The organism is Candidatus Halobonum tyrrellensis G22 (assembly GCF_000495475.1).
GTDB classification, from domain to species: Archaea; Halobacteriota; Halobacteria; order Halobacteriales; family Haloferacaceae; genus Halobonum; species Halobonum tyrrellense.
On sequence record NZ_ASGZ01000021.1, the window covers coordinates 37,885 to 62,227 of the forward strand.

At 66.3% G+C, this 24,343-nt stretch carries 31 protein-coding genes; 15 read left to right on the plus strand and 16 right to left on the minus strand.

Going from position 1 to position 24,343, the window contains the following annotated elements; all coding sequences use genetic code 11:
- Positions 1-41 precede the first annotated feature (41 nt).
- Complete coding sequence (locus K933_RS17440) at positions 42-578, minus strand: GIY-YIG nuclease family protein (protein WP_080509210.1); 537 nt, start codon at positions 576-578, stop codon at positions 42-44.
- 52 nt (positions 579-630) lie between these two features.
- Complete coding sequence (locus K933_RS06480; protein WP_049947664.1) at positions 631-1,221, minus strand: DUF7437 domain-containing protein; 591 nt, start codon at positions 1,219-1,221, stop codon at positions 631-633.
- A gap of 64 nt (positions 1,222-1,285) precedes the next feature.
- Between K933_RS06480 and K933_RS17860 the strand changes: the two genes are divergently transcribed.
- From K933_RS17860 to K933_RS06485, 3 genes are all read left to right on the plus strand, one after another.
- The gene (locus tag K933_RS17860) at positions 1,286-1,519 is read left to right on the plus strand and encodes a hypothetical protein (protein WP_152529762.1); all 234 of its coding nucleotides are present in this window, start codon (positions 1,286-1,288) and stop codon (positions 1,517-1,519) included.
- A gap of 93 nt (positions 1,520-1,612) precedes the next feature.
- Positions 1,613-1,783 (plus strand): hypothetical protein, encoded by a 171-nt coding sequence (locus K933_RS18295; RefSeq protein WP_161631407.1) that lies wholly within the window; start codon positions 1,613-1,615, stop codon positions 1,781-1,783.
- Positions 1,784-1,815: 32 nt separating this feature from the next.
- Complete coding sequence (locus K933_RS06485) at positions 1,816-2,118, plus strand: AbrB/MazE/SpoVT family DNA-binding domain-containing protein (protein WP_049947665.1); 303 nt, start codon at positions 1,816-1,818, stop codon at positions 2,116-2,118.
- A gap of 83 nt (positions 2,119-2,201) precedes the next feature.
- On the opposite strand, the gene K933_RS06490 is transcribed toward K933_RS06485, so the two are convergent.
- Positions 2,202-2,402, minus strand: coding sequence for an antitoxin VapB family protein (locus K933_RS06490; RefSeq protein WP_023393899.1), 201 nt, complete (start codon positions 2,400-2,402; stop codon positions 2,202-2,204).
- A 132-nt stretch (positions 2,403-2,534) separates the two neighbouring features.
- Here K933_RS06490 and K933_RS17865 point away from each other — a divergent pair, with 132 nt between their 5' ends.
- The 3 genes from K933_RS17865 (at position 2,535) to K933_RS06500 (ending at position 4,767) form a co-directional block, all read left to right on the plus strand.
- Positions 2,535-2,828 carry a hypothetical protein gene (locus K933_RS17865; RefSeq protein ID WP_152529763.1) on the plus strand — a complete coding sequence of 98 codons (294 nt, stop codon included), beginning with the start codon at positions 2,535-2,537 and terminating at the stop codon, positions 2,826-2,828.
- A 515-nt stretch (positions 2,829-3,343) separates the two neighbouring features.
- Positions 3,344-4,000 (plus strand): site-specific integrase, encoded by a 657-nt coding sequence (locus tag K933_RS06495; protein ID WP_049947666.1) that lies wholly within the window; start codon positions 3,344-3,346, stop codon positions 3,998-4,000.
- A 227-nt stretch (positions 4,001-4,227) separates the two neighbouring features.
- Positions 4,228-4,767, plus strand: a complete 540-nt coding sequence (locus K933_RS06500; RefSeq protein WP_161631408.1) for an SLATT domain-containing protein — start codon at positions 4,228-4,230, stop codon at positions 4,765-4,767.
- Here K933_RS06500 and K933_RS17870 read toward each other — a convergent pair.
- The gene (locus K933_RS17870; RefSeq protein ID WP_152529765.1) at positions 4,764-5,531 is read right to left on the minus strand and encodes a hypothetical protein; all 768 of its coding nucleotides are present in this window, start codon (positions 5,529-5,531) and stop codon (positions 4,764-4,766) included. The genes K933_RS06500 and K933_RS17870 overlap by 4 nt on opposite strands.
- Positions 5,532-5,765: 234 nt before the next feature.
- Between K933_RS17870 and K933_RS06505 the strand changes: the two genes are divergently transcribed.
- Positions 5,766-6,047: a hypothetical protein gene (locus K933_RS06505; protein WP_023393902.1), complete on the plus strand. Its 282-nt coding sequence runs from the start codon at positions 5,766-5,768 to the stop codon at positions 6,045-6,047.
- A 25-nt stretch (positions 6,048-6,072) separates the two neighbouring features.
- Here K933_RS06505 and K933_RS17875 read toward each other — a convergent pair whose 3' ends face one another.
- Positions 6,073-6,282: a hypothetical protein gene (locus K933_RS17875; RefSeq protein ID WP_152529766.1), complete on the minus strand. Its 210-nt coding sequence runs from the start codon at positions 6,280-6,282 to the stop codon at positions 6,073-6,075.
- A gap of 865 nt (positions 6,283-7,147) precedes the next feature.
- Here K933_RS17875 and K933_RS17880 point away from each other — a divergent pair.
- Positions 7,148-7,807 (plus strand): hypothetical protein, encoded by a 660-nt coding sequence (locus K933_RS17880; RefSeq protein ID WP_152529767.1) that lies wholly within the window; start codon positions 7,148-7,150, stop codon positions 7,805-7,807.
- 305 nt (positions 7,808-8,112) lie between these two features.
- On the opposite strand, the gene K933_RS06510 is transcribed toward K933_RS17880, so the two are convergent.
- A complete protein-coding gene (locus tag K933_RS06510; RefSeq protein ID WP_049947667.1) occupies positions 8,113-9,594 on the minus strand; it encodes a PAS domain S-box protein in 1,482 nt (493 codons plus the stop codon).
- 170 nt (positions 9,595-9,764) lie between these two features.
- Between K933_RS06510 and K933_RS06515 the strand changes: the two genes are divergently transcribed.
- From K933_RS06515 to K933_RS06530, 4 genes are all read left to right on the plus strand, one after another.
- On the plus strand, positions 9,765-9,950 hold the full coding sequence (locus tag K933_RS06515; RefSeq protein ID WP_023393904.1) for a hypothetical protein: 186 nt from the start codon (positions 9,765-9,767) through the stop codon (positions 9,948-9,950).
- 435 nt (positions 9,951-10,385) lie between these two features.
- Entirely contained in the window at positions 10,386-11,321 is a 936-nt protein-coding gene (locus K933_RS06520; RefSeq protein WP_023393905.1) for an alpha/beta hydrolase, read from the plus strand.
- Positions 11,322-11,444: 123 nt separating this feature from the next.
- Entirely contained in the window at positions 11,445-12,464 is a 1,020-nt protein-coding gene (locus tag K933_RS06525) for a DUF7490 domain-containing protein (RefSeq protein ID WP_023393906.1), read from the plus strand.
- Positions 12,461-12,799: a hypothetical protein gene (locus K933_RS06530; protein ID WP_023393907.1), complete on the plus strand. Its 339-nt coding sequence runs from the start codon at positions 12,461-12,463 to the stop codon at positions 12,797-12,799. The genes K933_RS06525 and K933_RS06530 overlap by 4 nt, the downstream gene beginning before the upstream one ends.
- 61 nt (positions 12,800-12,860) lie before the next feature.
- On the opposite strand, the gene K933_RS06535 is transcribed toward K933_RS06530, so the two are convergent.
- From K933_RS06535 to K933_RS06545, 3 genes are all read right to left on the minus strand, one after another.
- A complete protein-coding gene (locus K933_RS06535) occupies positions 12,861-13,526 on the minus strand; it encodes a DUF3267 domain-containing protein (protein ID WP_023393908.1) in 666 nt (221 codons plus the stop codon).
- 130 nt (positions 13,527-13,656) lie between these two features.
- Positions 13,657-14,442 carry a zinc transporter gene (locus K933_RS06540; RefSeq protein WP_023393909.1) on the minus strand — a complete coding sequence of 262 codons (786 nt, stop codon included), beginning with the start codon at positions 14,440-14,442 and terminating at the stop codon, positions 13,657-13,659.
- 132 nt (positions 14,443-14,574) lie between these two features.
- On the minus strand, positions 14,575-16,095 hold the full coding sequence (locus K933_RS06545) for a molybdopterin-dependent oxidoreductase (RefSeq protein WP_049947669.1): 1,521 nt from the start codon (positions 16,093-16,095) through the stop codon (positions 14,575-14,577).
- A 212-nt stretch (positions 16,096-16,307) separates the two neighbouring features.
- Between K933_RS06545 and K933_RS18640 the strand changes: the two genes are divergently transcribed.
- Together K933_RS18640 and K933_RS06555 are read left to right on the plus strand one after the other, a co-directional pair.
- The gene (locus K933_RS18640) at positions 16,308-16,508 is read left to right on the plus strand and encodes an HVO_2523 family zinc finger protein (RefSeq protein WP_023393911.1); all 201 of its coding nucleotides are present in this window, start codon (positions 16,308-16,310) and stop codon (positions 16,506-16,508) included.
- Positions 16,509-16,639: 131 nt separating this feature from the next.
- Positions 16,640-17,593 (plus strand): phytoene/squalene synthase family protein, encoded by a 954-nt coding sequence (locus K933_RS06555; RefSeq protein WP_023393912.1) that lies wholly within the window; start codon positions 16,640-16,642, stop codon positions 17,591-17,593.
- A gap of 97 nt (positions 17,594-17,690) precedes the next feature.
- Here K933_RS06555 and cruF read toward each other — a convergent pair whose 3' ends face one another.
- The 5 genes from cruF to K933_RS06580 all read right to left on the minus strand — a co-directional run bounded on the left by cruF (position 17,691) and on the right by K933_RS06580 (position 22,974).
- Positions 17,691-18,569 (minus strand): bisanhydrobacterioruberin hydratase, encoded by an 879-nt coding sequence (gene cruF / locus K933_RS06560; RefSeq protein WP_023393913.1) that lies wholly within the window; start codon positions 18,567-18,569, stop codon positions 17,691-17,693.
- Entirely contained in the window at positions 18,566-19,465 is a 900-nt protein-coding gene (locus K933_RS06565; protein ID WP_023393914.1) for a prenyltransferase, read from the minus strand. The genes cruF and K933_RS06565 overlap by 4 nt, the downstream gene beginning before the upstream one ends.
- Before the next feature lie 3 nt (positions 19,466-19,468).
- Positions 19,469-20,977, minus strand: coding sequence for a phytoene desaturase family protein (locus K933_RS06570; RefSeq protein ID WP_023393915.1), 1,509 nt, complete (start codon positions 20,975-20,977; stop codon positions 19,469-19,471).
- A 164-nt stretch (positions 20,978-21,141) separates the two neighbouring features.
- Entirely contained in the window at positions 21,142-22,068 is a 927-nt protein-coding gene (locus K933_RS06575; RefSeq protein ID WP_023393916.1) for a DUF106 domain-containing protein, read from the minus strand.
- Between the two features lie 288 nt (positions 22,069-22,356).
- Complete coding sequence (locus K933_RS06580; RefSeq protein WP_023393917.1) at positions 22,357-22,974, minus strand: adenylate kinase; 618 nt, start codon at positions 22,972-22,974, stop codon at positions 22,357-22,359.
- A gap of 100 nt (positions 22,975-23,074) precedes the next feature.
- Between K933_RS06580 and K933_RS06585 the strand changes: the two genes are divergently transcribed.
- A complete protein-coding gene (locus tag K933_RS06585; RefSeq protein ID WP_023393918.1) occupies positions 23,075-23,578 on the plus strand; it encodes a hypothetical protein in 504 nt (167 codons plus the stop codon).
- A gap of 22 nt (positions 23,579-23,600) precedes the next feature.
- Here K933_RS06585 and K933_RS06590 read toward each other — a convergent pair whose 3' ends face one another.
- Complete coding sequence (locus tag K933_RS06590) at positions 23,601-23,822, minus strand: hypothetical protein (protein WP_023393919.1); 222 nt, start codon at positions 23,820-23,822, stop codon at positions 23,601-23,603.
- Between the two features lie 68 nt (positions 23,823-23,890).
- Entirely contained in the window at positions 23,891-24,130 is a 240-nt protein-coding gene (locus K933_RS06595) for a hypothetical protein (RefSeq protein ID WP_023393920.1), read from the minus strand.
- Positions 24,131-24,343 lie beyond the last annotated feature (213 nt).

Sequence of the window (24,343 nt, forward strand, 5' to 3'; positions counted from 1 at the left end):
GTTCTAACCTATATCAAAGTTCGGTCGTATGGAGGTGAGAATTACGATTGAAAGACGTAGTCTTCAGGGAATCGGTCACGCAATCGACGAGCGATGGTCTTCTCTGCTCGCTTCGCCCCTTCGAACGAGGACCACCAGGAGACATCGAGTAGTCGGACTGGCCTGAACACCGCGGTGAAGTGAGCGCCCTTGTTCCCCGGTGAATTCAGGTGGCGATGTAACCGACGGACGAGGTTGAGCGTCATCCCGACGTAGAGGATGCGATTTGCGCCCTCGACGCGACCGTTCCACGGTTGACCCATCGTCTTTCCGAGATACTGTAGCGCCGTGGTTCGATAGGACTCGTTCTTGAAGCACTCAAGCACGTAGACTGCGTCTTTCCGCGGCTCAGCGGTACAGTACGGAAAACACTCGCCGATGATAGTCCAGATAGAGCTATCCTGAGAGAAGGGTGCTCGCACATCTGGGTCTTGGTAACTGTCCAAAGGGACGCGTTCAGCGATGTCGTCGACGCGGTCGCTAAACGGGTCGCGGGTGAAGAGAGATAGAGTCGGCGAACCGTCGACGCAGTAGTGCATTGACCGTATCGAGAGAAGCTATTACCAGACAATAACCTTTTTGCTGAGTGAGTTAGTACGGCCCCAGCTCAACTGTGCGAGGATGAGTGTCTACCTCGAAATCGATGTTATTCAGCAGAGCGTCGTACTCTTTCACAACGACCAGAATTGGCTCAATTGCTTGTGAGACGGCGATTCCCTCGACAGCAGGAACGTCGAGCATCTCGCTAACCCCTCGACGTGTGGCTTCCCCTTTCAGGTACTCCAGCGTCGCCAAGATAGCGGGCATGAGCGCCGCTCTTCCGTGTCGGTCCATGAAACGGTAGAGGTTATCGTCAACACTCGTTGCGCCGTAGACTGCGATAATCGCTGGTCCGAGTTTAACTGTCCCGTCCGATGTCCACTGACCGCTTACCGGATTGGCTCGCCAGAGAGGGGTGCCGTCTTCAGAGCTGTCGAGTTCCTCCGCGATACCCAGTTCAGCTAACGTATGAGCGTACTCATTACTGGTTCTCTTCGGGAGCCCCTGTCGCTCGCTCGTGACCGTGATAGTCGTCGGAGAGTGTACCAACACGTCGGTGTAAAACCGAGCGAGGTCGGGAGCCTCCAATAGCTCGTGGATGGTGAAGAACCGCTGGAGAGACGCCTTGGAGTCTAAGGGCATAGTTGATGGAGAGATGCGACCAAGTGACGATAGTGACTTTGGTAGTGGGAGTAAGATGATGAGTATGCCCCAACTCTCTGAGGACGAAGCACGAGAGTTTCTGAGCCTGCTTGAGCGCATTGACGGTGATATGAAAGAGGCAATGGGTGACCTCGAAGACCTCGCCAATGGCAAATACCGAGAGAAGTGGGGGGCACGACCGACTGAGGTCGAACTCGAAGCTGGGAGAGATAATTATCGCTCCTTCGTTGAACACGCCTACCTCGGTGAGGTTGCGGATGAGAGTGAGAAGCGATGAAGGTCCAATACGCATCAGTGTGACCACCGTCGTCGCAGAACTCCTTGACGAGCAAGGCTAGATACTCTTTTCCCCGGTTTGCGTGCATCTGGTGTGCCCGACTACAAGCTGGACCTCTCGTTCTCCCACGAAGGAACTGTACAACTCCACGTGTTCGACCTCAACGCCGACGAGTCAGGCCCGCTGGAGACGTGTTCCGTTGGCGAAGAATTGGACTCATACGCCCTCGGCGAGGCGTGGGAGCAATTTCACGACCGGGAGTAATCTTTTGTACGGTTCCCACTGGAGTGAGAAACATGCCCCGCGTCGATTCAGACGGCCATCTCGTAATCCCTCAGGATATACGGGATGAAATGGGGATGCGACCAGGGACTGTAGTCGATATTCGAATAGAAGACGGTCGTCTCATCATCGAGTCAGAACAGGACCCTGAGGAGTTCTGGGAGAACCATCTTGAGATGATACGCGAGATGAGTGAGGAGCGCCACGAGGAAGACAGGCCAGCTCCCCCTTACGAAGAGATGGACGCGCTCGGTCGTTCTCACATCGACAGTATTCAAGAGATGGCGAAGCGCGCAGAGTCGAAGCGCTGTGAGTGAGGGGGTCGAAGGAGCAACCGGTTCAGAGAACATCTCCTTCTGCGATGTCGGTCCGTATCCTCGTGGTCGAGTGGTCGTCCTGCTCACCCTCTCTGTCTCTGCTCTTTGACGACCCGCTCAAACTCCTCGGCATCGTCGCGCATTCGTCCGAAGGAGTATCGCCAGTCGGACTGTTCGTCGTCAAGGAGTCGGTCGACCACGTCACTGATGCTCTCCCCTTCACGTTTCTCGGCGGCAAGGCGCTCGTACACATCGTCCCGAAGTTCGACGGTCTTGGTACTCATACGTGGTATTTGGATATGCGAACACAAGTCGGTTATTCCGTCGTTGGTCGGGGGCGGCGACACACCAAAGCACCAGTAGCGTGAGTGATGAGTATATGACGACCGAGCGAATCGACGGGATGTCGATGGTGGATGGTATCCGTGCTATGGCTGAGGGACATTTCGCAACTGTCGACGACTTGGAAGAGGGTGAAGGCGATGAGTGAGGCAGTAGTGGACGGTTATGAATACGATGCAACCTGTCCCGAGTATGGATACAGGACTCGACTCTCTTACTTCGACGGTTCGAACAACTTCACGTACGGGCACCTCAACCCGGACGCCCCGAATGGGCGCGTCAGCTGTGGCCGAACTCTACGCGTCGTCATCGAGGCCGTCGATGAGGGGGAGAGTCGACGGCGGACGACGGAGGCGGGCGTCGAGTAGTTCGGAGGTTGACAGCATTCAAGAGATGGTGAAGCGTGCAGAGTCGAAGCGCCGTGAGTGAGGAGGTCAAGCGGCGATACTCAGTTTGGGTTTCTTCTCGTAGACTCCCAAACTGAACCACCATTTGGGGCGTATACCGGGTAAAATCGGTCTGAATCAAGAGTGTATTGCAGACTCCCAAACTGAGGGGAGCACTTATGAAATTAGCAATCTATTGACAAGTATGATACGAAACCCCGACTACTGGTGTACTCAGTGTGGTACGGACAAGGACAGCGGAGGTGAACCCGCAGTATGTGACGACTGTCGTCGTGATTCTCGATGCTGAGTGTCCTGCGCCGCCTACTCAGGAACGGCGACGCTTGCTCGTACTGTGAGAAGCGTCTGCCGTACAACACGCGTGAGAACGGGTGCACTCTCTGTGCGTCCTGCTTCCAGCGCGAGTTTGAAGCACAACTCCCCGACCTCAGACCCCGGTTCCAGACCGCTTACGATGAAGTCGTAGGTGATTCTGAATGAGCAACACAGAATCCACATCGAAGAAGCCCGTGGTGCATCGCTACATCAACATCCGCGAAGTGGACCCGCTCCGTGACGCGGCCCACGACCGCCCGCTCCGGTACGACTCCCTCGGGCGGCGGCTCCGCGACGAGGTACTCGTCGTGCTGGCCATCGACTTTGGACTCCGTGCGAACGAACTACGCCAACTCAAGGAAGCGATGTTCCGACTCGACGATGCCGAGGTCGTCCTCCCCGGGCACATCCAGAAGGACTACCCTCGTGAGGACATCACGCCCGGTGCGGTCACGATGCGACTCGACCCGTACGGTCACTTCGGGACGGTGCGCCTCCTCCGAACGTACTTCGGAAGTGAGTGGTACCGCGCCCGGGGGAGCGACTACGTGTTCCCGTCGCGGCAATCAGACGTGATGAGTACTGAGTCGATGCGGAACGTCGTACGAGACCTCGCCGTCCACGCTGACGTGACTATTCACCGTTCAGATGGAGCACCTGCTGACCCGAGCGAACTCCACCCGCACGCGTTCAGACACTCACTTGCGAACTATATGCTCGCAGACTCAGACACCCGCCTTGTGGACGTGCGGAACCATCTCCGGCACCGCTCCGTCACCACGACCGAGCGAGTGTACGACCACTTCCAACGGCGGTAGCTTACGAAGCGTACTCTCCTTCAGGGAAAATCAAGAAGCGAATTGAGAGACACTAGACAACATCGAAATTACGCCTCCTGACCAGAAGCAGAAATATACCCCGGAGTTTTGTATTACTAGATAGATACTGATTAAAAGCGTATAACCTACTATCTATAGGCTGTTCGACCCCCCTCCCAAAGACCATTACCCTGTAGGACGGCCTTTAGAGTATGACGGGTTCAAGCATGAGCACAAACGAACCCCCGAATGCAGATGCGATGCGAGAGCGGTGTGCCGAGATGATGAATGGTCTCCGGTACACGTTCAAAACGCACTATAAGATGGCCGAGGCCTACGAGAAGATTGGAATCGCCATGAATCTTCTTGTCGCTGTCGGTACCGCCGCCATCGTAGTGTCCCTTCTGTGGGACGCAGTCTCTCAACAGATTCTCATCACAATCGCGTTCTTAGTCGCCATCGGTTCGTGGTCGCAAGCCGTGCTGAAACTTGGAGTAAAATCGCAAAAGCATTTCAGCGCCGGGGACAGGCACCACGCCCTCTATGAGGATTTCAAGAGCTTCATCGACGTGGAGATGCACGACGACGACACTACCATCTCCGAAAAGCGGGAACGCTTCCGAGAACTCACCCGGACGCGAGACCAGATAAATCAGATGTCACCGAGAACCACCAACTTCTGGTACAATCGTTTGTCTGAGAAAGAAGCCCAAGCGACGGCGGGTTCCGATGCGGAAGAAGTGAATGCGATACTGAAATCCGATTAGTCCCACCCACCGTGGGTTTCGATGTTGTACCGTTCGCAGAGTTCATTAACCACCTTATGGATGTTGTTGGTCTCCCTTGGAGTGGAGGCTACGTGTTGGAGTGTCACATCAACCCAACTTCCATCAAACACTCCGATTTCGATGTCCGAGTGGTCGGGAGCCCATCCGTAAGATGACGGATTCCCTCGCGCAATGATATGGAGGCCGGTGTTGCTTGATGAAATCTCGGTGTAGGAGTTTACCTCATCTATCAGAGAAGACACTTCGTCATCAATTTCTAGTGAATCTGGGTCCACACAGTTGTCAATATCGATATAGCAGTAGGGAGTTCCCATCATTACGAAACCAAATCCCGAAATTGATGTATCTTCCCGACTCCGTTCAAAAGCTTCGTCGAAGGACTTCCAGTTTGACTGGTCACTATAAGCTCCCGACTCGTATTCGTTTCTTGACTCATTCCACTTAGAGAGGTCCAGAGGAACCTTCTTGCTGAGGCGAGGGTCTCGATGATGGGCCCAACATATCCAGTTTCTCTGCCGCCGACACCGCGATAGAAGGAGAGATGGTGATGCACCACTACGAACCAGTTGTTTCATGGGGAGAGCAGTCACCTCAAGATATATCTGAAAGCATTTAAAATATCCTCCCCTAGAACCTGCCTCTCGCCATCTTCCTCTATCTCGGGCTATCCTGATGAGTATCTTCCTGGCTGAGCGTGCTTGGTCGGGAGATAGCCCGACCCCTAACCCATCTTCCCATGTCATGCTGGAGACGAGAGAGCAATGCGGTCAAACTCAGGTCGGAGATACAACAGCGTACCCACCCTTATCGGTACTGGAGAAGAGAAGTCGTGTCCAGATTGGTCGTGGCCCCCGTTCCTGACCACCCCTCGACCTGATGTACCTCGATAACGGGTTTCTACTATGGCTGACGACGAGTAGGAAGGAAAACTACGGTGGCACTCTTCCATCATCCTGCACGAGCGGCGCATCCAGCTGATGGTGATACGGGTGAAGGAGGAGAGTGGAGAGGTGTTAGATGAACCCCGAGGGCTAAACGAGGAGTTTGACGAGGATGAGTGGGAGGAGGCCGTGCGCTCGTTCGTCGAGTGGATTGAAGAGCAGTGTGAGTACCTCGATTACTACCGTGACCTGTTCCGAGACGTTGAGAGAGAAGACGAGGACCTCCAGCCGGCAACCGCCGACCGCGACGACTGGGAAGGAACAATGCCGAGCGATGCTGGCGAGGCGGCGTTTGGTTCAGGGCCGAGAACTGAGTAGAGGGCAGACAAAGAGAGCAGTCCAATCACTCTTCTCGTTCATTCCGCAACTCCGCTTCCAGTTCGGCGAGTTCAGCCTCAAGCTCAGCGTCATCCATGTTCCTCGTGGGTGCACTCTCTGTGTCAGGGGAGGGTGTACAGGTCGCTTCAGGCGGCTCGTTGAACATCCGGTGCAACTGTCTGAGGCTGGCGGCATGGCGGCGAAGAAGCTCGCTGGACTCCTCGTCAAGGGGCATATCTGTGTGTAAGCGTCGAGAATATTAGTCGGTTCGCCGACGGTCAGCTTGTCACGTGACGTTTGTAGGAGGACTGAGAATAGAAGCACGCTTATCCCGATTGTCACGCTCCTCACTATCGGAGACGAGCCGACGAAGTTCCAAACTACAACTTGCGTCGTCAACGCCATTGTCTACGCATGGCTCGTCCCCTGTCTTGCATTCATATCTCTCATCTCTCTCCACCCCGGGTCTTGAATGAAATAGGGCGGGAATCCAGTATACTGAATTCGCGTGTTCTCAAGCGTCGAGGGTACTGGTAGCGTAGTTACTCCTGTTCTTCAATCCACTCTGGCGGATTTGCCTCATGACCGGTCCGCGCGTAGAGCCAGTTCAGGAAGCGCCACATCAATGGAGAGCCGCTCGGGAGGCGCGCACCATCTGAGTACTCCCGTATCTCTGTGAGCCGCTCCTCACGTTGCACGTCCTCCCTGGTTTCACGCACCATGCTTGTAATTCACCGCGCTACTCCTTGGTATCATCGGGTCTACGACGGATGATAATACCATTTTTAGATGAGGCAAGTGTGTCTTCTCTACACGCTCAGCGGTCTCAGGGCTTACTTTCGACAGAAGGAAAGCCAGCCTAAGACGCTTCATCATGAGAAAGCTCCTAGAGACTAATGGCAACCAGCCAATCTTGGTAAGACACATCCGAAGCTAGTTTAACCGCTTCCTCTAGATAAGCATCTTATCTTCGCTGGTCTTCTAGGGTCTAGACATACACTCCTATTCGGACACATCTAGTGTGTCCAAAATCCTCCTAACTAGCCGCTAGACCTGGTGAGGGGCAAAAATTCATATTCAGAGGTGTCTATCAGTGTGATATGACACATAAGAACCGGGCGACCAAGATTGAACTCCCGATTGGTGGCAAAATGCGGAAGAGGATTACCAATGTGGAGCCAATACTTGAAATAAACTTCGAACGTTATGTCGTTCACGACTCGACTGACAAAGAATGGCCAACCGTCGTTGAGGCTAACAAATCCAGTGGTGAAGTCTTGGGAATAGCAATCTTGTATTGGGGGCACCTCCAGGACTCTCCAATCCACGAGGTCGACGCTATCCTGTCTTCTGATACCGAACAGTGGCGAACTATCGTCGCATATCAGGATAAGAACGTGGCGCGTAGATATGTTCAGACAGACCATGAGGAATATGGGATGCCCGAGTTTATTGACTCAACTGAAGCATCAGAAAACCGCATAGAAGCAACAATAGAATGTGGTCGAACCCCGGTCGTTTATACCGAAGAAAGACCCTATCATACTACAACTGCCTTCCAACGCGGCGATTCATTTGACTCACTGGCAGGACTCTTCGGAATCGGATGGTCCACTGCACTCGCTGACCGCATTCATCAGGTACGTCAACTTGTTTCCCCCTCTGAGGAGACGTGGGAGTCGAAGAAAACCGACGCGTTTGAGAATAGACAGCGCATTTACAAATCGATTCTTGACAAGCAATCGGACAATGGGAAGTAAATCGGAGATGGTTCTAAACTGTGATAGCTCGATACTGGCTGACACCTGGCTACAACCCCGGTCATTGAGAAGACTTTCCTCATACGCACAAATACCGAAGGAGTACTTACCGGAGTATATTTCCTATTTATCACTAAATGTTGTTAGTTGGTCTATGATGCGCACCATGTTCGGCGGCGACTGAGTCGGCACCGGACGCCGACTCCGCTCGTCGCTCGATTCTCCCGCCCGTCCCCCGACCCCGAGCGACGCGTCCCTCCTCGGTCCCTCGGTTCGACCGCGTCGGTCTCCGCCGCGGACCGCGGCTACGCTCTCTCGCCGGTCGTCGTCGCCCGGCCGTCCTCGAAGGTCATCCCCCGGAGTTCGAAGCGGGCGCCGCCGTCGCGCGCGTCGGTCGCGCCGATACACCAGCCGTGGGTCTCGGCGATCTGCTCGCAGATGGCCAGCCCGAAGCCCGTCCCGTCGGGCTGGTGGGTGTGACCGATCTCGAACACCGCTTCGTGCTCCCCCTCGGGGATACCCGGGCCGTCGTCGGCCACGAACACCCCCGTGTCCCCGCCTTCGAGGCGGCCGACGCGGACGCGCACGTCGGGACCGCCGTGGCAGTGGGCGTTCGCGAACAGGTTCTCGAACAGCTGTCTGAGCTGGTGGCGGTCGGCGGTGACGACGGCGTGGTCGAGACTCGCGTCGACCGAGAGGCGCTCGCGGTCGCCGCCCGCGGTGACCCACGACGCCTCGACGACCTCCCGGAGGTCGACCGGGACGGGGTCGGTCAGCCGCCCGCCCTCCTTCGCGAGGTTCGTCAGGTACGAGAGGAGTTCGTTCACCCGGTCGAGCGCCCGCCGGCTCTCGTCGAGATACGAGAGGTCGCCCGTGTCGGCGGCGAGTTCGACGTTGCCCTCGGCGACGTTGAGCGGGTTCTTGAGGTCGTGCGATATCGACGTGATCAGGTGCCGCAGCTGCTCGTTCTGTTCGAGCAGCATCCGCTCTTGGTGGGCCGCGGTGTTGTCGCGGGTGACCTTCGCGTACCCGACGAGTTCCCCGTCGTGTCTGAGCGCCGTGATCGTCACGTCGGCCCAGAACTCCGAGCCGTCGGCGCGGACGCGCCACCCCTCGTCTTGCACCTGGTCGTGTTCGGCCGCGTCCCGGAGGTTCCGCTCGGGCACGCCCGCCTCGACGTCCTCCTCGCGGTAGAACACCGAGAAGTGCTCGCCGACGACCTCCTCGCGTTCGTACCCCTTGATGTTCTCCGCTCCCCGGTTCCACGTCCGGATGTACCCCTCCTCGTCGAGGAGGAAGATGGCGTAGTCCTCGACGCTGTCGACGAGGAGTTTGAACTGGGCTTCGGTCCGACGCGCGGTGAGTTCGACCGCCGCTTCGGCCCGTTCGTGCGCCACCAGGTTGCGGATCCGGTTCGCGAGGAGGGCGTACTGGGTCGCGTCCGACGTCTCGCGGAGGTAGTCGGTCGCCCCAAGCCCGATCGCTTCGAGCGCCACCGCATCGTCCTCGTCCGCCCCCGAGACGAGGATGAACGGGAGGTCGGGCCAGCGGTCCCGGACGCGCCGGAGCAGGTCGAGCCCGTCGGTCCCCGCCGACCGGTGCCCGCTGACGACGCAGTCGACGTCCCCCTCTTCGAGTTCCGCGAGCGCGGCTGCGGCGTCCGCCACCGCGACGACGGAGACGCCGTCGGCCCGCTCTCGGAGGAACTCCCGCACCGACTCGGCGAACCCGTCCCCGCCGCCGACGTGTACCACTCGAACGGCCGCCGTCGTGTTCCCCCCGTTCATTATTTCCCCATATGCCGCGTAGAAAGTACGAGCAGAGTATAAAAACCTACGCTCCACCCCCGTCCGAGCCGAGTCGGACGGCCAGGTTGTTACCGAATCGACACGCGGCGGTTCTCAGCCGTGAGAGGCGGTCGCATACGTTGATGTACCCCGAGGGCGGCGTTCGTGCCATGAGCGCGATGGACGGCCGCGCGGAGCCGAGCGGGCTAGAGCAGTTCCCCGAGTTCGACCTGAGCTACCTCCTCGACGACGGGGAGTCGCCGGGCGCGGTGACGGTGTACGACCCCGACGCGCCGGACGCGCGGTGGGTCTCGGCCGACGTCAGCGGCGCCGTACCGCTCGAACAGCTCCGCTGAACACGGGACGGCCGGCGCCGACCCCGAACTCGACCGCGACGTCGGGACCGTGGATGCGGTCGCGCTCGGCGATAGGTAGCGCGGTCGATGCCGTCCGCGGGGCGGTCGACCGACCCAGATCGACCGCCGTCGTCCGATTCTTTCCGGCCGTGTTCCCGGCTCGTTTTCGCTGGCTGACGTTAGGTGAACCCAGATTCACATAGCGGTTAAGTATCGAGCGCACGCAGTTGTCGACGGCGACGGGTACGCGGGGCCGCCTCTGACATGGTTTCCCCGGACCCGCCGTACCCACCGCCGCCCGATTCTGCCGTCCCCCGGAACCGGTAAGTCACCGGCGGGGGAAGCCGAACGTATGCGAACCAGAGACGACGCCCCGCGAGCGGGGTGGCTCCGAGCCGACGGCGGCGGCGCGTGTACCGCCCGGGAGGGCGCCCGGTGACCGAGCGGAGGGCGAGCCGCGCCGCGGCGAGCGAACGCGGCGAGCGCGACCGGCCGCCGCGCGACTCGTACGCCACCCGTCGGGTCGCGTTCGACTCCGAGGGCGACGAGTGCGTCGGAACGCTGTACCTCCCCGCGGACGCCGACGACCCGCCGGTCGTCGTGATGGCGCACGGTTACGCCGGCGAGTCGTCGTTCGGTCTCCCGCGGTTCGCCGAGACGTTCGCCGCGGCGGGGTACGCCGCGTTCCGCTTCGACTACCGCGGGTTCGGTCCCTCGGAGGGCGACCCGCTGGTCCTGCCGGGTCGACAGCTCGACGACTGGCGCGCCGCGCTCGCGCGACTCGACCTGATGGGTGCGGTCGGCGACGGACGAGTGCTGTGGGGGACGGCGCTGTCGGGCGGCTACGCGGTGTCGCTCGCGGCCGAGCGGTCGGACGTCGACGGCGTGGTCGGGCAGATGCCGGTCGCCAACGGGCGGTCGCTGCTCGCCAGTCACGGCCTGTTCGGGAAGCTCAAGGCGCTGTTCGCGGGCCTCCGCGACCGGGCTGGCGGGCTGGCCGACCGCCCGCACCGCGTGAAGGTGTACGGCGACCCCGACGAGTTCGCGGTGTTGAACGCGCCCGGCGCGAAGGACGGCTTCCTCTCGTTGGTCCCCCGGGAGTCGACGTGGCGCAACGAGACGCGCGCGCGGACGCTGCTCGCGCTCCCGCGGTACACGCCGGCGGACGACGCCGCGAAGGTGACGTGCCCCGTGTTCCTCGTCGCCGGCACCGACGACGACCTCGTCCCGTACAGTTCGGTGGAGACGCTCGCGGACCGACTCCCGGACGCGTCGCTGCTCCGACTCCCGATGGGCCACTTCGACGCCTACACGGTCCGGTTCGACGAGGTGGTCGCCCAGCAGGTCGCGTTCCTCGACGCGCGGCTGTGAGACGCGGCCGCGTCGGGTGACGCCTCGACTGGGCCGGGGTGGGCGGGGCCGGGCGGGACTTCCCCTCTCGCGCCGTCCGGCCGCACACAAAGCATTTAGTCGGGTCGTGGAAACCCACGCGGTGTGTCCCGCGAACAGTACCTCGCGGGGGCGGCAGCCGCCGTCCTCGTCGTCGCCCTCCTCGCGGCGGTCGTCGTCCCCGGCGTCGTCGCGGTTCCCTCGGACGAACCGCTCCGCCCCGGTCCCGTTCGGGTCGCCGAGGACGTCGCCGTCGCTCCCGGCGACGTCGGCGGCGCGACCGCCGAACTCGAACTGCAGACGCGGGTGCGCCACGACGGCAACCCCGCCCGGAACGTCTCGGTCCGGTTCCGCGCGTACGACGCGGAGTCGGGGCTGTTGAAGGCCGAGGAGACGGTCGACCTCGGGACGCTCGACGCCGAGGGGAGCGTCCCGGTCGACACCACCCTCCGGGTCGACCGCGAGGGCGGGTACGTCGTCGAGACGACGGTGTTCCGCGACGGCGAGGCGGTCGACAGCCGTCGCCGGCAGGTGGCGGGGATGGAGGCGCTCGTGCCGTCGTACGCCCAGACCGCGGTGCGGTTCACCGACAGCGAGGCCGTCCCGCCGCTGTCGGTGTCGGTCGACGCCGTCGACGAGGCGGCCAACCGCACCACGCTCCGGGTCGCCGCCTCGCTGACCAACGGCGGCGACGCGGTCAACGACGACCTCCGCGTCGAGTTCGTCGCCCGGCAGGCCGACTCCAACCTCGTCGCCGCGCGCGCGAGCGCCGACGTGGGGTCGATCCGACCCGGACGGACGGTCGACGCCGCGGCGACCCTGACCGTCCCCTCCGAGTACAACTACTACGTCGACGCCGCCCTCTACAAGGACGGCGTCCTCGTCGGCACCGCCCGCTCGGTCGCCAACCTCGACCCGACAGAGCGCATCGCCGCCAACGAGACCACCCGCGAGGTGGAGTTCGAGGTGAGCGACTTCGAAGGCGGCGGCGCGGGCGGCGGGGGCGTCCCGACGGAGGCGGGCGCCGAGCGAACGACCGGCGCACAGACACCCGGATTCACCGCCGGCGTCGCCGCCGTCGCCCTCCTGGCGGCGGCGCTCGTCGCACGGAGGCGTTCACGATGACCGACACAGACACAGACACCACCGACACGCACGCGTCGTCCGCGACGGAGCCCGCCCCGGCCGAACCGGTCGAGTCGACGGAGTCGACCGGCGACCGCGACGCCGACCGGGAGTCGACCGCCCGCAACCTCCGCCGGTACCTCAACTACGCGGTGCTCGCGGGGCTGGTCCTGCTCGGCGTGGTCGCCGCGCTCCAGTTCTACCTCGCGGCGGGGGCGACGATCAACCGCTGGGTCGCCGCCGAGTACCGCTCGCTGTTCCGCGCCGCGTTCAACCTCGCGGTGCTGTTGCTCGCGGCGCTCGGCGTCTCGGTCCAACTCCGGCGGCTGGTCTGAGCCGGCCGCCCGACGGCGTACCGCGGGAACGCCCCGCGCCGGGCGGGCCGGCGCCGCCCGCTCACCGCCGGGCGCCGTCCCCCTCCCCGGCGGGTTCGAACACGTACGAGTTGCGCATGTCGACGTCGTAAAACAGCGTCCCCGGCGGCGTCCGGAGCGCGACGGTCGTGGCGTACAGGTCGCCGGCGGCGCCGCTGGTGTTGACGACGAGCGCGCCGACCGCGCCCGCGGCGACCGGCGCCGGCGCGAACGCCACGAGCGCGACTCCGACCGCGTCGAGGACGACCAGCGGCGCGAGCGCGACCGGGATCAGGTGCTCGCGCGGCTGGAACTGGCCGAACGCGGCGGCGTACACCCCCCCGACGTTGGTCGCGACGCCGTACGACACCCGGTAGCCGAACGCGGTGGCGACGGCGCCGTGGACCGCCTCGTGGAGCGGGACGGCGAGGAGGAAGCCGACGACGAACGCCACCGCGACGCCCCCGAGGTTCAACACCACGCCGTCGGGCGTGTCGGTCACCACGACCCACGCGAGCAGGTCCGCGCGCCGGAGCGCGAGCGCGAGCCACCCGAACCCGGCGAGCGAGACGACCGTCAGCGTCGCCGCGAGGAGGTTCACCCCGAGTGCGGGGTAGGCGAACCGCCACGGCGGTCCGTACCCCGCCGGCGGGTCGGGTGCGGCTCCGGGCTCCGTCTCGCCGGGTCGGTCCGCGGGTGGGTCGCTCACGGTCCGCCACTCCCGCCTCGGGGAGCAAAAACGCGCCGGGCGCTCGCGGGGCGGTCGGTCCGGGCCGCGTCGGCCGGCCCCCGTTCGGACCCGACCCGTCCTGCGCCGTCGGTTCCGACGCCGACCCGTCTCAGACCACCACGAGCCAGCCGAGGAACACCGCGAGGCCGCCGAGGGCGGTGCTGGCGACGGCGTGTGCGCGCATCCGGTCTAACACCGCGTGGGCGTCGGCGTCCTCGTGGTTCCCCTCGATCGACTCGTGGATCTCGGAGCCGATCTCACACTCGGGGAGGAAGTCCATCGCGACGTGGAGGAAGACGCCGGCGGCGAAGCCGAACACGACGCCCCGGACCGGATCGGAGGCGGGCAGCGGGAGGAACGACGCCGCGACGGCGGCGACGCCGACGCCCGCCGCGGGCAGGAGGACCGCCCGCCAGTCGCCGCCGTCGCCGACGAACCGGTTCGCGGCGGCGTAGCCCGCGGGACCCTTGTGCGAGACGATGGCAAGCCCGAGTAGCGGGCCGAGCGTCATGTTGCCGTAGATGACGCCGATGATCGCGCCCGCCGACACCGCGTGGGCCGTCAGTTCCGCGAGCGTCCGGTCGACCGGCAGGTCCATGTGTGCCAGTCGGTGGCCGAGGGTGTGGGTCGCGAACCCGACGAGCAGGCCGAGCGCGACGCCGAGCCCGCCGTACTGCATGTGCTGTCCGAGCGCCTGCGGGAGCAGGAACACCGCGGCGCTGGTCACCATCGCGCCGCTGGCGAGGCCGTACCCCCACACCAGCCGCCGGGCGTGCTCGCGGGAGGCGCGCGCGCCCAGCCACGCCGCCGCCCCCATCCCGACGAACGCGGTCCACGCGACGCCGAACAGCGTCGTCCGGCCGGTCCACAGCGCGAGCGCGCCCGCGACCACCATCGCCGCGACGCTCCCCGCGCCGAGGTAGGCCGCCCGCCTGCGGTTGTTAACCCCCGAAAATGCGTTAATAACCTCGCTCACGTTACTAACGAACGCTCCAATGTTAATAACGACTCCGGTTCGGGGGGTGGGTCAGGGGAACACCTCGACTGAGACCCAGCCGGTCGCGCCGCGGGGATAGGCGGACCGCTCCTCGCGGGGCTGGACGGTGCCGTCGGCCTCGACGGCGCGGGCGACGACTTCGTGGTTGGTCTCGCTGTCGTACTCGTGGCGCCACATCCGCCAGGCGTCGTCCGCCTCGCCGCCGATGTCGGCGGGGTCGGCGTCGGCGGCCACCGCGCCGGGGAGCGGCGCCGACAGGTCCGCCTCGGTCCACGTCTCGCCGCCGTCGGTCGACACCTCGACGGCGGAGACGCCGCGGGTGCCCGCGTAGGCGTGCCCGCCGACGACGACCGAGTCGCCGCTCGTGTCCGTGGCGTGGATCTTGGCAACGGTCGACACCGGGCCGGTGCCGTGCCAGCCCTGCTTTTCCCAGTAGCCCGTCGCCGGCTCCTCCAGGATCTCGATCTCCGTCAGCCACTTGACGTTGATCTCCCCCCAGTGGCCCGGGATCAGCGCCCGGACGGGGTAGCCGTGCCCGCGCGGCAGGTCGAGCCCGTTCATCCCGTACGCGAGGAAGCCGCCGTCGAGCGCTTCGAGCGGGAACTCCTCGTAGTAGCCGTCGTCCGCGCGGAGCATCACGCAACAGCCCTCCTCGGCGTCGACGCCCGCCTCCTCGACCAGATCCGTGATCGGGACCCCGGTCCAGAGCGCGTTGTCGGTCTTCCGGCCGTTGACCGGGTCGCCGACACAGCGCAGCGAGACGAACCGGTGGTGGGCGGGCCGGCCGGCGATGTCGGCGAAGTCGAACTCCGTCGGCTCCTCGACGGCGCCGGTGACCCGCAGCGACCACGACTCGCGGTTCACGCGCGGGTTCGCGGAGTTCTTGTCCACCTCGTAGAAACTGCTCGACACCAACCCCTCGACGCCGGGGACGGCCAGCGAGCGCTCCTCGGCGGTCGATAACAGCGCCTCCACCAGCGGGTCGTCGACCGTCGCGTCGGTGTCGGGACCCGCGCCGCCCGACCCCATCCCGTCGCGGACGCCGAGCACGCCCGCCAGCCCGAGCGTCCCCGCGGCGACGCCCGCCGAGCGGAGCAGGTTCCGCCGCGGTACGTCCAGCCCCTCGGTCATCTCCCGGCCGCCGAGACCGGCGACGAGTCCGCCGCAGACCCCACCGACCAGCGACGGCAGCGGCGCGACCGTGAGCGCGAACGCGGCGGCCGTCTGGACGACGCCGACGGCGAACACCGACTCGCCGCGCGTCCGCGCGAGCGACCGCGTCACCCGGAGGGTCCCGACCGCGAGCAGGGCGAACAGCGCGACGGTCAGGGCGCCGCCGCCCGCGAGCAACAGCGGCTGGCCCGCGTCGCCCAGCCCCTGTATCCCGGCCGCGAGCACGGCGTTCGGGAGGAGGTACAGCACCGTCTGCGCGACGCCGACGGCGACCCACCGAGGGGTGAACCCGGTGACGAGGAACGCCCCCGCCACGACGGCGACCCCGGAGGCGAGGGCGACGAGCGCGCGACGTGGCGTCGGACGAGTCGTATCCATCGACAGCGGTTGGGGGCGAGGAGGCAAAGCCGTGGCCCGGGTTCGCACGCCCCGCACACACGCGATCGGACCTCCGCAATCGGCTCTACGTCCGTACCCCGAGCTACGTCCGTGATTGGATCTATCCGCGACCGGGACCCGTGCCCCCGGTCGGCGCGGGCTGTCGAGTCGCGCGACCGAAGCCTCAAGACGGCCGGGCGGGACGGGACGGTATGGCCGACGCCGACGGGGAGGGGGACGCGGGTCGCGACGCCGACGCGGGGACGGGCAGCGGCGGGGACCCGGGCGTCGAGACGGTCGCGGGTCGACCGTGCCCGTACTGTGGCGCGTCGATGCGGCACGTCCACTGCGAGTACGTCTGCCCCGCCCACGGCGTGGTGATGGACTGCTCGGACACGTTCTTCCACCGGTAGCTCCGGCGACGCGTTCGCCGAACCCGCCCCCGAGGGTGGTACCAACTGTTATGGTGGCGGCCGTCGTAATACTGCTACTATATGCCCGGAGGGAACCGGACGGGACCAGCGACGGCGGCGACTGACCCGCCATGGTGAACGACGAGCAGGTCATCCGGAGCAAGCGCATCCAACAGCGGACGGGGCGGACGTTCCACTTCGCGACGCGGCTGCTGCCCCAGCGGGTGCGCCACCCGACGTACGTCCTCTACGCGTTCTTCCGCGTCGCCGACGAGGTGGTCGACGCCGCCGACACCGCGCCGCCGGTCGAACAGCGCGCCGAACTCGACCGGCTCAGGGACGCCGCGCTCGGGCGGACGCCGACGGACGACGCGGTGTTGGCCGCCTTCTCGGAGATGCGCGAGGAGTTCGACATCGCCGACGCCGACGTGGAGACGTTTATCGACGCGATGGAGTCGGACATCGACACCGACCGCTACGAGACGTACGAGGAGCTGGAGGCGTACATGGACGGCTCCGCGGCGGCCGTGGGCCGGATGATGACCGCCGTGATGGACCCCGTCGACCCGGAGGCCGCGCTGTCGCACGCGACGGCGCTCGGCGAGGCGTTCCAGCTGACCAACTTCCTCCGCGACGTCCGCGAGGACGTCGTCGAGCGCGACCGGGTGTACCTCCCGCTGGAGACGCTCTCGGAGTACGGCGTCACCGAACAGCAGGTGCTCGACTTGGAGTTCGACGACGGCGTCGCCGACGCGATACGCCACGAGACCAGACGCGCCGAGTCGCTGTACAAGGAGGGTGTCGCCGGCATCGAGTACCTCCCCGAGGACTGCCAGTTCTCGGTGCTGCTCGCGGCGGTGCTGTACGCCGAACACCACGCGCTGATCCGCGACCGCGGGTACGACACGCTGTCGGCGACGCCCCAACTCGGCACCGTCCGGAAGGTGACGCTGCTCGCGAAGACCCGGTGGGCGTGGTTCCGGACGAAGGACCCCGAGGCCGTCTTCCGTCGGGTGAGCTGCGTCCCGCACGGCGACCACTCGTACGGCGGCTCCGGCCACGGCGAGCGCGCGCCCGTCCGGTGAGCCGGCCGCGCGACCGCGAGTAGCGGGCCTCGCTCCCGAACGCGAGCGCCGCCTCCCTACGTCTCGGGACCGCACCGCAACCGAGAGCGTCCCCGCCTCACGACCGCTCGGGCCGCAGCAGCGACGCGTCGAACCGGTCGGCGCGCACCAGCCCCGCGGCGATACCCCCCGCGACCAGCGCGGGCAGCCAGTTGCCGAACGCGACGTTGACCGTCCCCCACAGCAGCACGAAGCTCACCATGTCGTCGAGCGCGAACTCGCAGTCGGCCAGCCGCCGGCGGAGTCGCTCGCGGTCGAACGACCGGTCGAGCGCGACCACCGCGACGGTCGCCGACAGCACCCACCCCGCGTAGTTCGACGGCGGGACGCCGTAGAACCCCGTCCCCGCGAGTACGCCCGCCGCGCCCGCGTTCGGGACGCCGGGGTACGCCCAGAAGCCGAGCGCGACCGCGCCGGGGTCGAGCACCACGTCCATCAACAGCACCAGCCCGACGACGGTTGCGAGCCGCGTCGGCGCGTGCGCCGCCCGGCCGCCGAGCAGGAGGAGACACAGCAGGTAGGCGTTCGCCACCAGCGGCAGGAAGAACACCGGCAGCCCCAGCGGGACGCCCGCGACGGTGGGGCCGAGCGCGACGCCGTAGACGAACTCGCCGTACGGCCACCCCGTGTGGACGCCGACGTACTCGACGGCGTACGCGTACGCCGCGAGCAGTCCGACGCCCGCGAGCGCCCGGCGGTCGGCGACCGGCGCGAGTCCGACGACCAGCGGCGAGCGCATCACCGCGGTCCCGAACAGGACGAGCCAGCCGTTGAACGCCAGCCAGTCGGGCAGCGGGAGGGTCGCACTCGCGAGCAGGAGCGCGGCCCCGACGACGGGGAAGACGACCGCGACGGTGACGCGGTGCTCGCGGAGGAGCGCGTCCGCGCGCGCCTCCGCCTCGCGGCGGTCGGCCGGCAGCGTGAGGGAGACGCTCACGCGACCACCGCCCGGAGCGCGGGGAACCGCCACAGCGCCCCCAGCGTGAGCAGCGTCCCGACCAGCGTGTTGAGCGCCGGGAACCACCAGTACGCCCGGTGGACGGAGACGCCCGACAGCGGGACGGCGGCCGCGACCGGCGGGTACACCGCGAGCGGGAGCGCCAGCCGGGGGTCGACGGCCGCGAACGCGGCGACCGCCGCCAGCCAGCAGGCGCCGCAGTAGGCGTACGTCCGCGTCTCGCCGAGCAGCGTCGCCGTCGTCTCGACGCCCGCCGCGCGGTCGGGTTCGACGTCGGGGATCGCCGAGAACGTGTGCATCCCCATCGACCAGAGCCACCCGCCGACGAGCGCCGCGGTCGGCGGGTGCGCGCCCGACACCAGCGCGAACGCCGCCGCGCCGGGGAGGACGTACAGCCCGTTCGACACCGAGTCCAGCGGCGGTTTGGTCTTGAGCCGCGGCGGCGCGCTGTACGCCGCCCCGAGCAGGAGGAACCCCCCGAGGTACGGCCACGTCGCCCGCGGCGTCACGGCGAACAGCCCAAGCCCCAGTAGGGCGGAGGCGACGACGGCCGCCGGGACGAGCGGGTCACCCTCGTAGCGCGCCTCGCGGCCGCCACCCTTCTTGGGGTTGACCGCGTCGATATCGCGGTCGAACACGTCGTTGACGCCGTAGAGGAACACGTTCGCGGGCAGCAGGAAGTACGCGAACAGCCCCGCGGTCGAGGGAGTGACCAGGTCGCCGACCGTCCGCGCCCCGAACGCGACGCCGACGAGGACGGGTCCCGCGAGGTAGAGCCAGAAGCGCGGGCGCGAGAGCGTCACGAGCGACCGGAGCCGCGCGCGCGGGCCGTCCCGGGCGCCCGCCGCGCTCGCGGTGGGCCTGTCGCCGGACACGACTCACCCCTCGGTCTCGGCGTCGGCGACCGACTCGGCGGTCAACAGCCCGCCGATCAGACACATCGGGACGCCGATGCCGGGCGTGGTGTACGACCCGGTGAAGAACAGGCCGTCGACCGCCGACGACCGGCGGTTCGGCCGGAACGGCGCGGTCTGCGGGAGGGTGTGTGCCAGCCCCAGCGCGGTGCCGTTCAGCGCGTTGTAGCGGTCGGCGAAGTCGGAGACGCAGAACTCCTCCTCGAAGACGATGCGGTCGCGGAGGTCGGTGCCGGTGTTGTCGGCCACGTCGTCGAGCACCTGGTCGCGGTACGCCGCCCGCCGTTCGGGCGTGTCGTCGAGACCGGACGCGAGCGGGACCAGCGCGAACAGGTTCGAGTGGCCCTCGGGCGCCACGTCGTCGTCGGTCTTCGAGGGGACACAGAGGTAGTAGGCGGGGTCGTCGGGCCACGCGGGGTCGTCGAATATCTCCGCGAAGTGGTCGTCCCAGTCGGTCGGGAGCACGAGCGTGTGGTGGGCGAGTTCGGGCACGTCGCCCTCCACGCCGAGATAGAGGAGGTACGCCGAGGGGGCGAGCGTGCGCGACTCCCAGTACGCGGCGTCGTACTGGCGCTTCTGGGGCGCGAGCAGTTCCTGCTCGGTGTGGGCGTAGTCGGCGTCGCTCACCACCAGGTCGGGGAAGTAGTCGTCGCCCGACGCCGTCCGGACGCGGAAGCCGCCGCGCGCACCCTTGATCGCGTCGACTTCGGCGTCCGTCTCGTAGCTGACGCCGAGTTCCCGCCCCAGGTCGGCGATGCCGTCGACCACCGCGCCCAGCCCGCCGTCGGGGTAGTAGACGCCGAGTTCGAAGTCGACGTGGCTCATCAGGTTGTACAGCGCCGGCGTGTTGTACGGCGACCCGCCGAGAAAGACCAGCGTGTACTGCATCAACTGCTGGAGTTTGGGGTGGTCGAAGTACTCCTCGACGTGCCCCTGCATCGTCCCCAAGAGCGACAGCCCCGACGCGTACCGCAACACGTCGGGGTCGACGAAGTCGCGCAGGCTGTCGCGGTGTTCGTACACGAACTGTCTCATCCCCACCTCGTAGGTGTACTTCGACTCGTCGAGGTAGTTCGCGAGCGCCTCGCCCGCCCCCGCCTCGTACGACTCGAACGTCCGCTTGTTCGTCTCCACGTCCGGCGCGACGTCGACGCTGTCGCCGTCCTTGAAGAAGACGCGGTAGTGGGGGTCGAGCCGGCTCAGCGAGTAGTAGTCGCTCACGTCCCGGCCGAAGTGCGCGAAGAACGTCTCGAACACGTCGGGCATCAGGTACCACGAGGGGCCCATGTCGAACCGGAAGCCGTCCGCCTCCAAGACGGAGGCGCGCCCGCCCAGCCGCTCGTTCTTCTCGAGGAGGGTCACGTCCGCACCGGCGTCGGCGAGGTAGCAGGCGGTCGAGAGCCCGCCGAAGCCGCCACCGATGACGACCACCGACTCGTCGGCCACCGCCGACAGGTCCCGGGGGTGTCGCATCTAAACCGGTACACGGGGCGGGGGCGCATAACCTCGGTGGTCCCGTCCCGGCGTCCCGCGGGGCGTCGGCGGGGACGGGGAGAGCGGCCGGTAACCGCGGCGCGAGCGACGGGACGGAAGCGGAGCGAGACCGAGCGGAGCCGGGCGGCGACTCCGTCGCTCGATCAGGAGCTAGAGGGGGACATCTGGATGTTGAGTCCCTTCTGGATGATCTGGGTGAACGCCATCGAGCAGAGGAAGTACCAGATGATCCACGCGGGCATGACGAGCACGTTGTCGCTCCACGTCACCTGCCCCACCAGCGGCAGGACGATGTCCTGGAGCCCGCTCCACGCGCCCGCGCCGCCGCGGAAGCCCATCCCCCAGTACATCCAGAGGAACGCCGGGATGGTGAGCATCATGATCCACACCATCGGGCGGAACTGCTCTTTGAACATGCCGAGCTGGTCGCCCATCGCCGACATCTGCTCCTCTTGGATGCGGTCGAGTTCGTCGTCGTCACCCCGTTCCTTCGCGGCCTTCTGCCGCTCTTGGAGCTCCTGCATCTGTTCTTGGTACTCGGACATCTTCTCCATGTCCATCAGGTTCGCGCGCAACAGCGTGGAGTACAGCCCCGTGACCGTCGCGATGATCATGATCACCGCGTACAGCGGCAGCGCCGCCTGGAGCGGTCCCAACACCACGTCCATCGCCTGCCCGACGACGCTCCGCACCGGGCCGTACGAGTAGCCGATGAAGAACAGCACCGTCACGGCCGCGGCGCCCTTGTCGTAGAGGCTCCACGACGAGTCCTCCTCCTCGTCGTCGTCGGACGTTCCGGCCGTCTCGGTCGTGGCGTCCCCGGTCGTATCCGCGTCGGGGTCGCGCAGGCCGGCCTCGATGGCGTCGCGGTCCGCGAGCGCGAACCCGGACTCGCCGTCCTCCAGGATGCCGCGCTCGATGAGCCGCCCCCACTGCCCGCTGGAGATGTCGTCGCGCACGTCCGTCCACTTCACCTCGCCGTCCTCGGCGCGCGCGAGGACGACTTCGACCGCCTCGCGCATCTCCGGGTCGGACGCGAGGTCGCGGACGCGCTCTTCGATACGTGCCATTGAGGCGGGGTAAGCGACGGGCGCGTAAGAAGCTTTAGCAATCGCGCCGCGTCCGCGGTCGCCCGGCGCCACACGCGGTCGGCGCGAGACGGTCACCGGCGGGGAACCGGACGACCTGGCGGCGGTGGACGCGCCGGGGCGTCGCGACTACCCCGCGGGTCGGCTGTGGCCCGCCGGCTCAGGTCGCGCCGGTGGACCGGTCACACTACCCCCGAACCGTGGACGGTTCCCGGCGGTGTCACGGCGACGCGTGCGGATGAGGAGGGCGGCCGGTTCGCCCGGGCCGGCTCATTCCTCGACGACGTCGCGGATCCGCTCGAACACCTCGTCGGGCGTCCCCTCGCCGGACACCTCGACGAGTCCGCCCGCCTCGCGGTAGTGTTCGACGACGGGTTCGGTGTTCTCGCGGTAGACGCGGAGGCGCTCGCGGACGGTGTCCTCCTGGTCGTCCTCGCGTTGGACCAGTCGCTCTTCGATTTCGGGGTCGTCGGGCACGTCGAACTCGACGTGGTAGTTGTCGCCCGTCTCGGGGTCGACCCGGCGGCCGGTGAGTCGCTCGACGAGTTCGTCCTCGGGCACGTCCAGGAAGACGACGTGGTCGAGGTCGGTCTGCTCGGAGAGGTACTCCGCCTGGTCGAGGTTGCGCGGGTAGCCGTCAAGGACGAACCCGTCGTCCGCGTTCGACAGCGCCGCGACGACGATCTCGTTGACCACGGGGTCGGGGACGAGTTCGCCGGCGTCCATGTACTCGCCGGGCGTGCCGTACTCCGTCTCCATCTCCTTGTTCGCGCGGAGCGCGTCGCCGGTCGTGATGTGGTCGAGGTCGTACGTCTCGGCGAGCCGCGTGCTCTGGGTGCCCTTGCCGGCCCCCGGCGGGCCCAACAGCAGGATTCGGTGGTCGCTCACGCACGGAGCCTCCCGCGCCACGGTAAAAGGCGTGCTGAAACCGACACGCCCGGGCGCTCGACCGCCGGGGTTTTCTCGCGGCCCGCCGTACGCGGCGAGCATGACCCGGTTCGACGCCGACACGCCCGCCGACCGGCGGTCGCTGTTCGCCGACGCCGTCACCGCCCACCGGACCCGCGGGAGCGCCTTCCTCACCGTCGAGACCGACCCCCCCGACGACGGGGTTCGGTTCGGCGACGGCGACGACGAGGCGGACGCGAGCAGAGGGGCGGATGCGAGCGGAGGGGCGGACCCGAGCGCCGACGGGTCCGAGGGGGACGACGACGCGAGCGACGAACCGGCGGCGCCGCCGTGGGTCCAGTTCGCCGAGGACACGTTCAACCTCGACTGCACCGGCGAGGAACTCGACCGGCTGGAGTCGACGCTCGACGACTTCCCCGAGTTCCGGATCGACGCGCTCGACTCGCCCGACGAGACCGACGGGACGAACGTCCGGATCTCCGCGCGGTCGGACGCCAACCGCCTCGCGGAGTTCCTCGACCGGACGTTCCGCGAGGTGTACGACCGGCCCGAGGACTACCGGGCGTGGGTGACGCAGGTCTGAGTCGTCGACCCCGTACCGCAGGTCAGGCGTCGACGCCGTCGCGCTCCGGGTCGAACTCGCCCCAGCCGCGGAGGATGGCCACTCCGATCAGCGCGAGCGCACAGCCGCCGACCGTGCCCGCGGCCGCGCCGAGGCCGTCGAGGCTCGTCGTGGCGTCCGCCGCGAGCAGCGGCTCGACCGTCGACGAGAGGCACCACGCGCCGAACACCAGTGCCGAGAGGCCGATCGCTCGTGGGTTCTCCACACGCGAGCGAGAGCGAGCGAACGGAAAACGGCTCGGGTGGGTGCCCGCTCCCGCCCCCGGTACCGGCCTCAGGTCCGGCCGACGAGCACGTACAGCGCCAACACCGCGACCGCTCCGACGAGCGGGGCGACCAGCCCGGCGATCACCACCCCGATGGCCCACAGCGTCGCGCGGTCGTTCCCCCGCCCGGTCGCGTCCTGGTACACCCAGTAGGCGAGTCCGATGGGGACGAGGAGGAACAGGATCCCCACGAGGAGGACGATCAACAGCTCCGGACCGCCGGGTATCGCGCCGAACAGGAGGGCCATACCCCGCCGTCGGCGGGGCGGGGTTTCAAATCACCGACCGACCCGGTCCACGAGTCGCTCGGCCCCCGCGGTCGCTCCGCCGCACCGCTCCTCCGCGTCCGGCGGCGGGTGGTCCCAGCCGACGAGGGGCGCGACGCTCCCCGCGAGGGCGAACCGGACGAGTCGCATCCCGACCAGGCCGCTCCCGTCGGGGAGCGGTCCGAACAGCGGCGT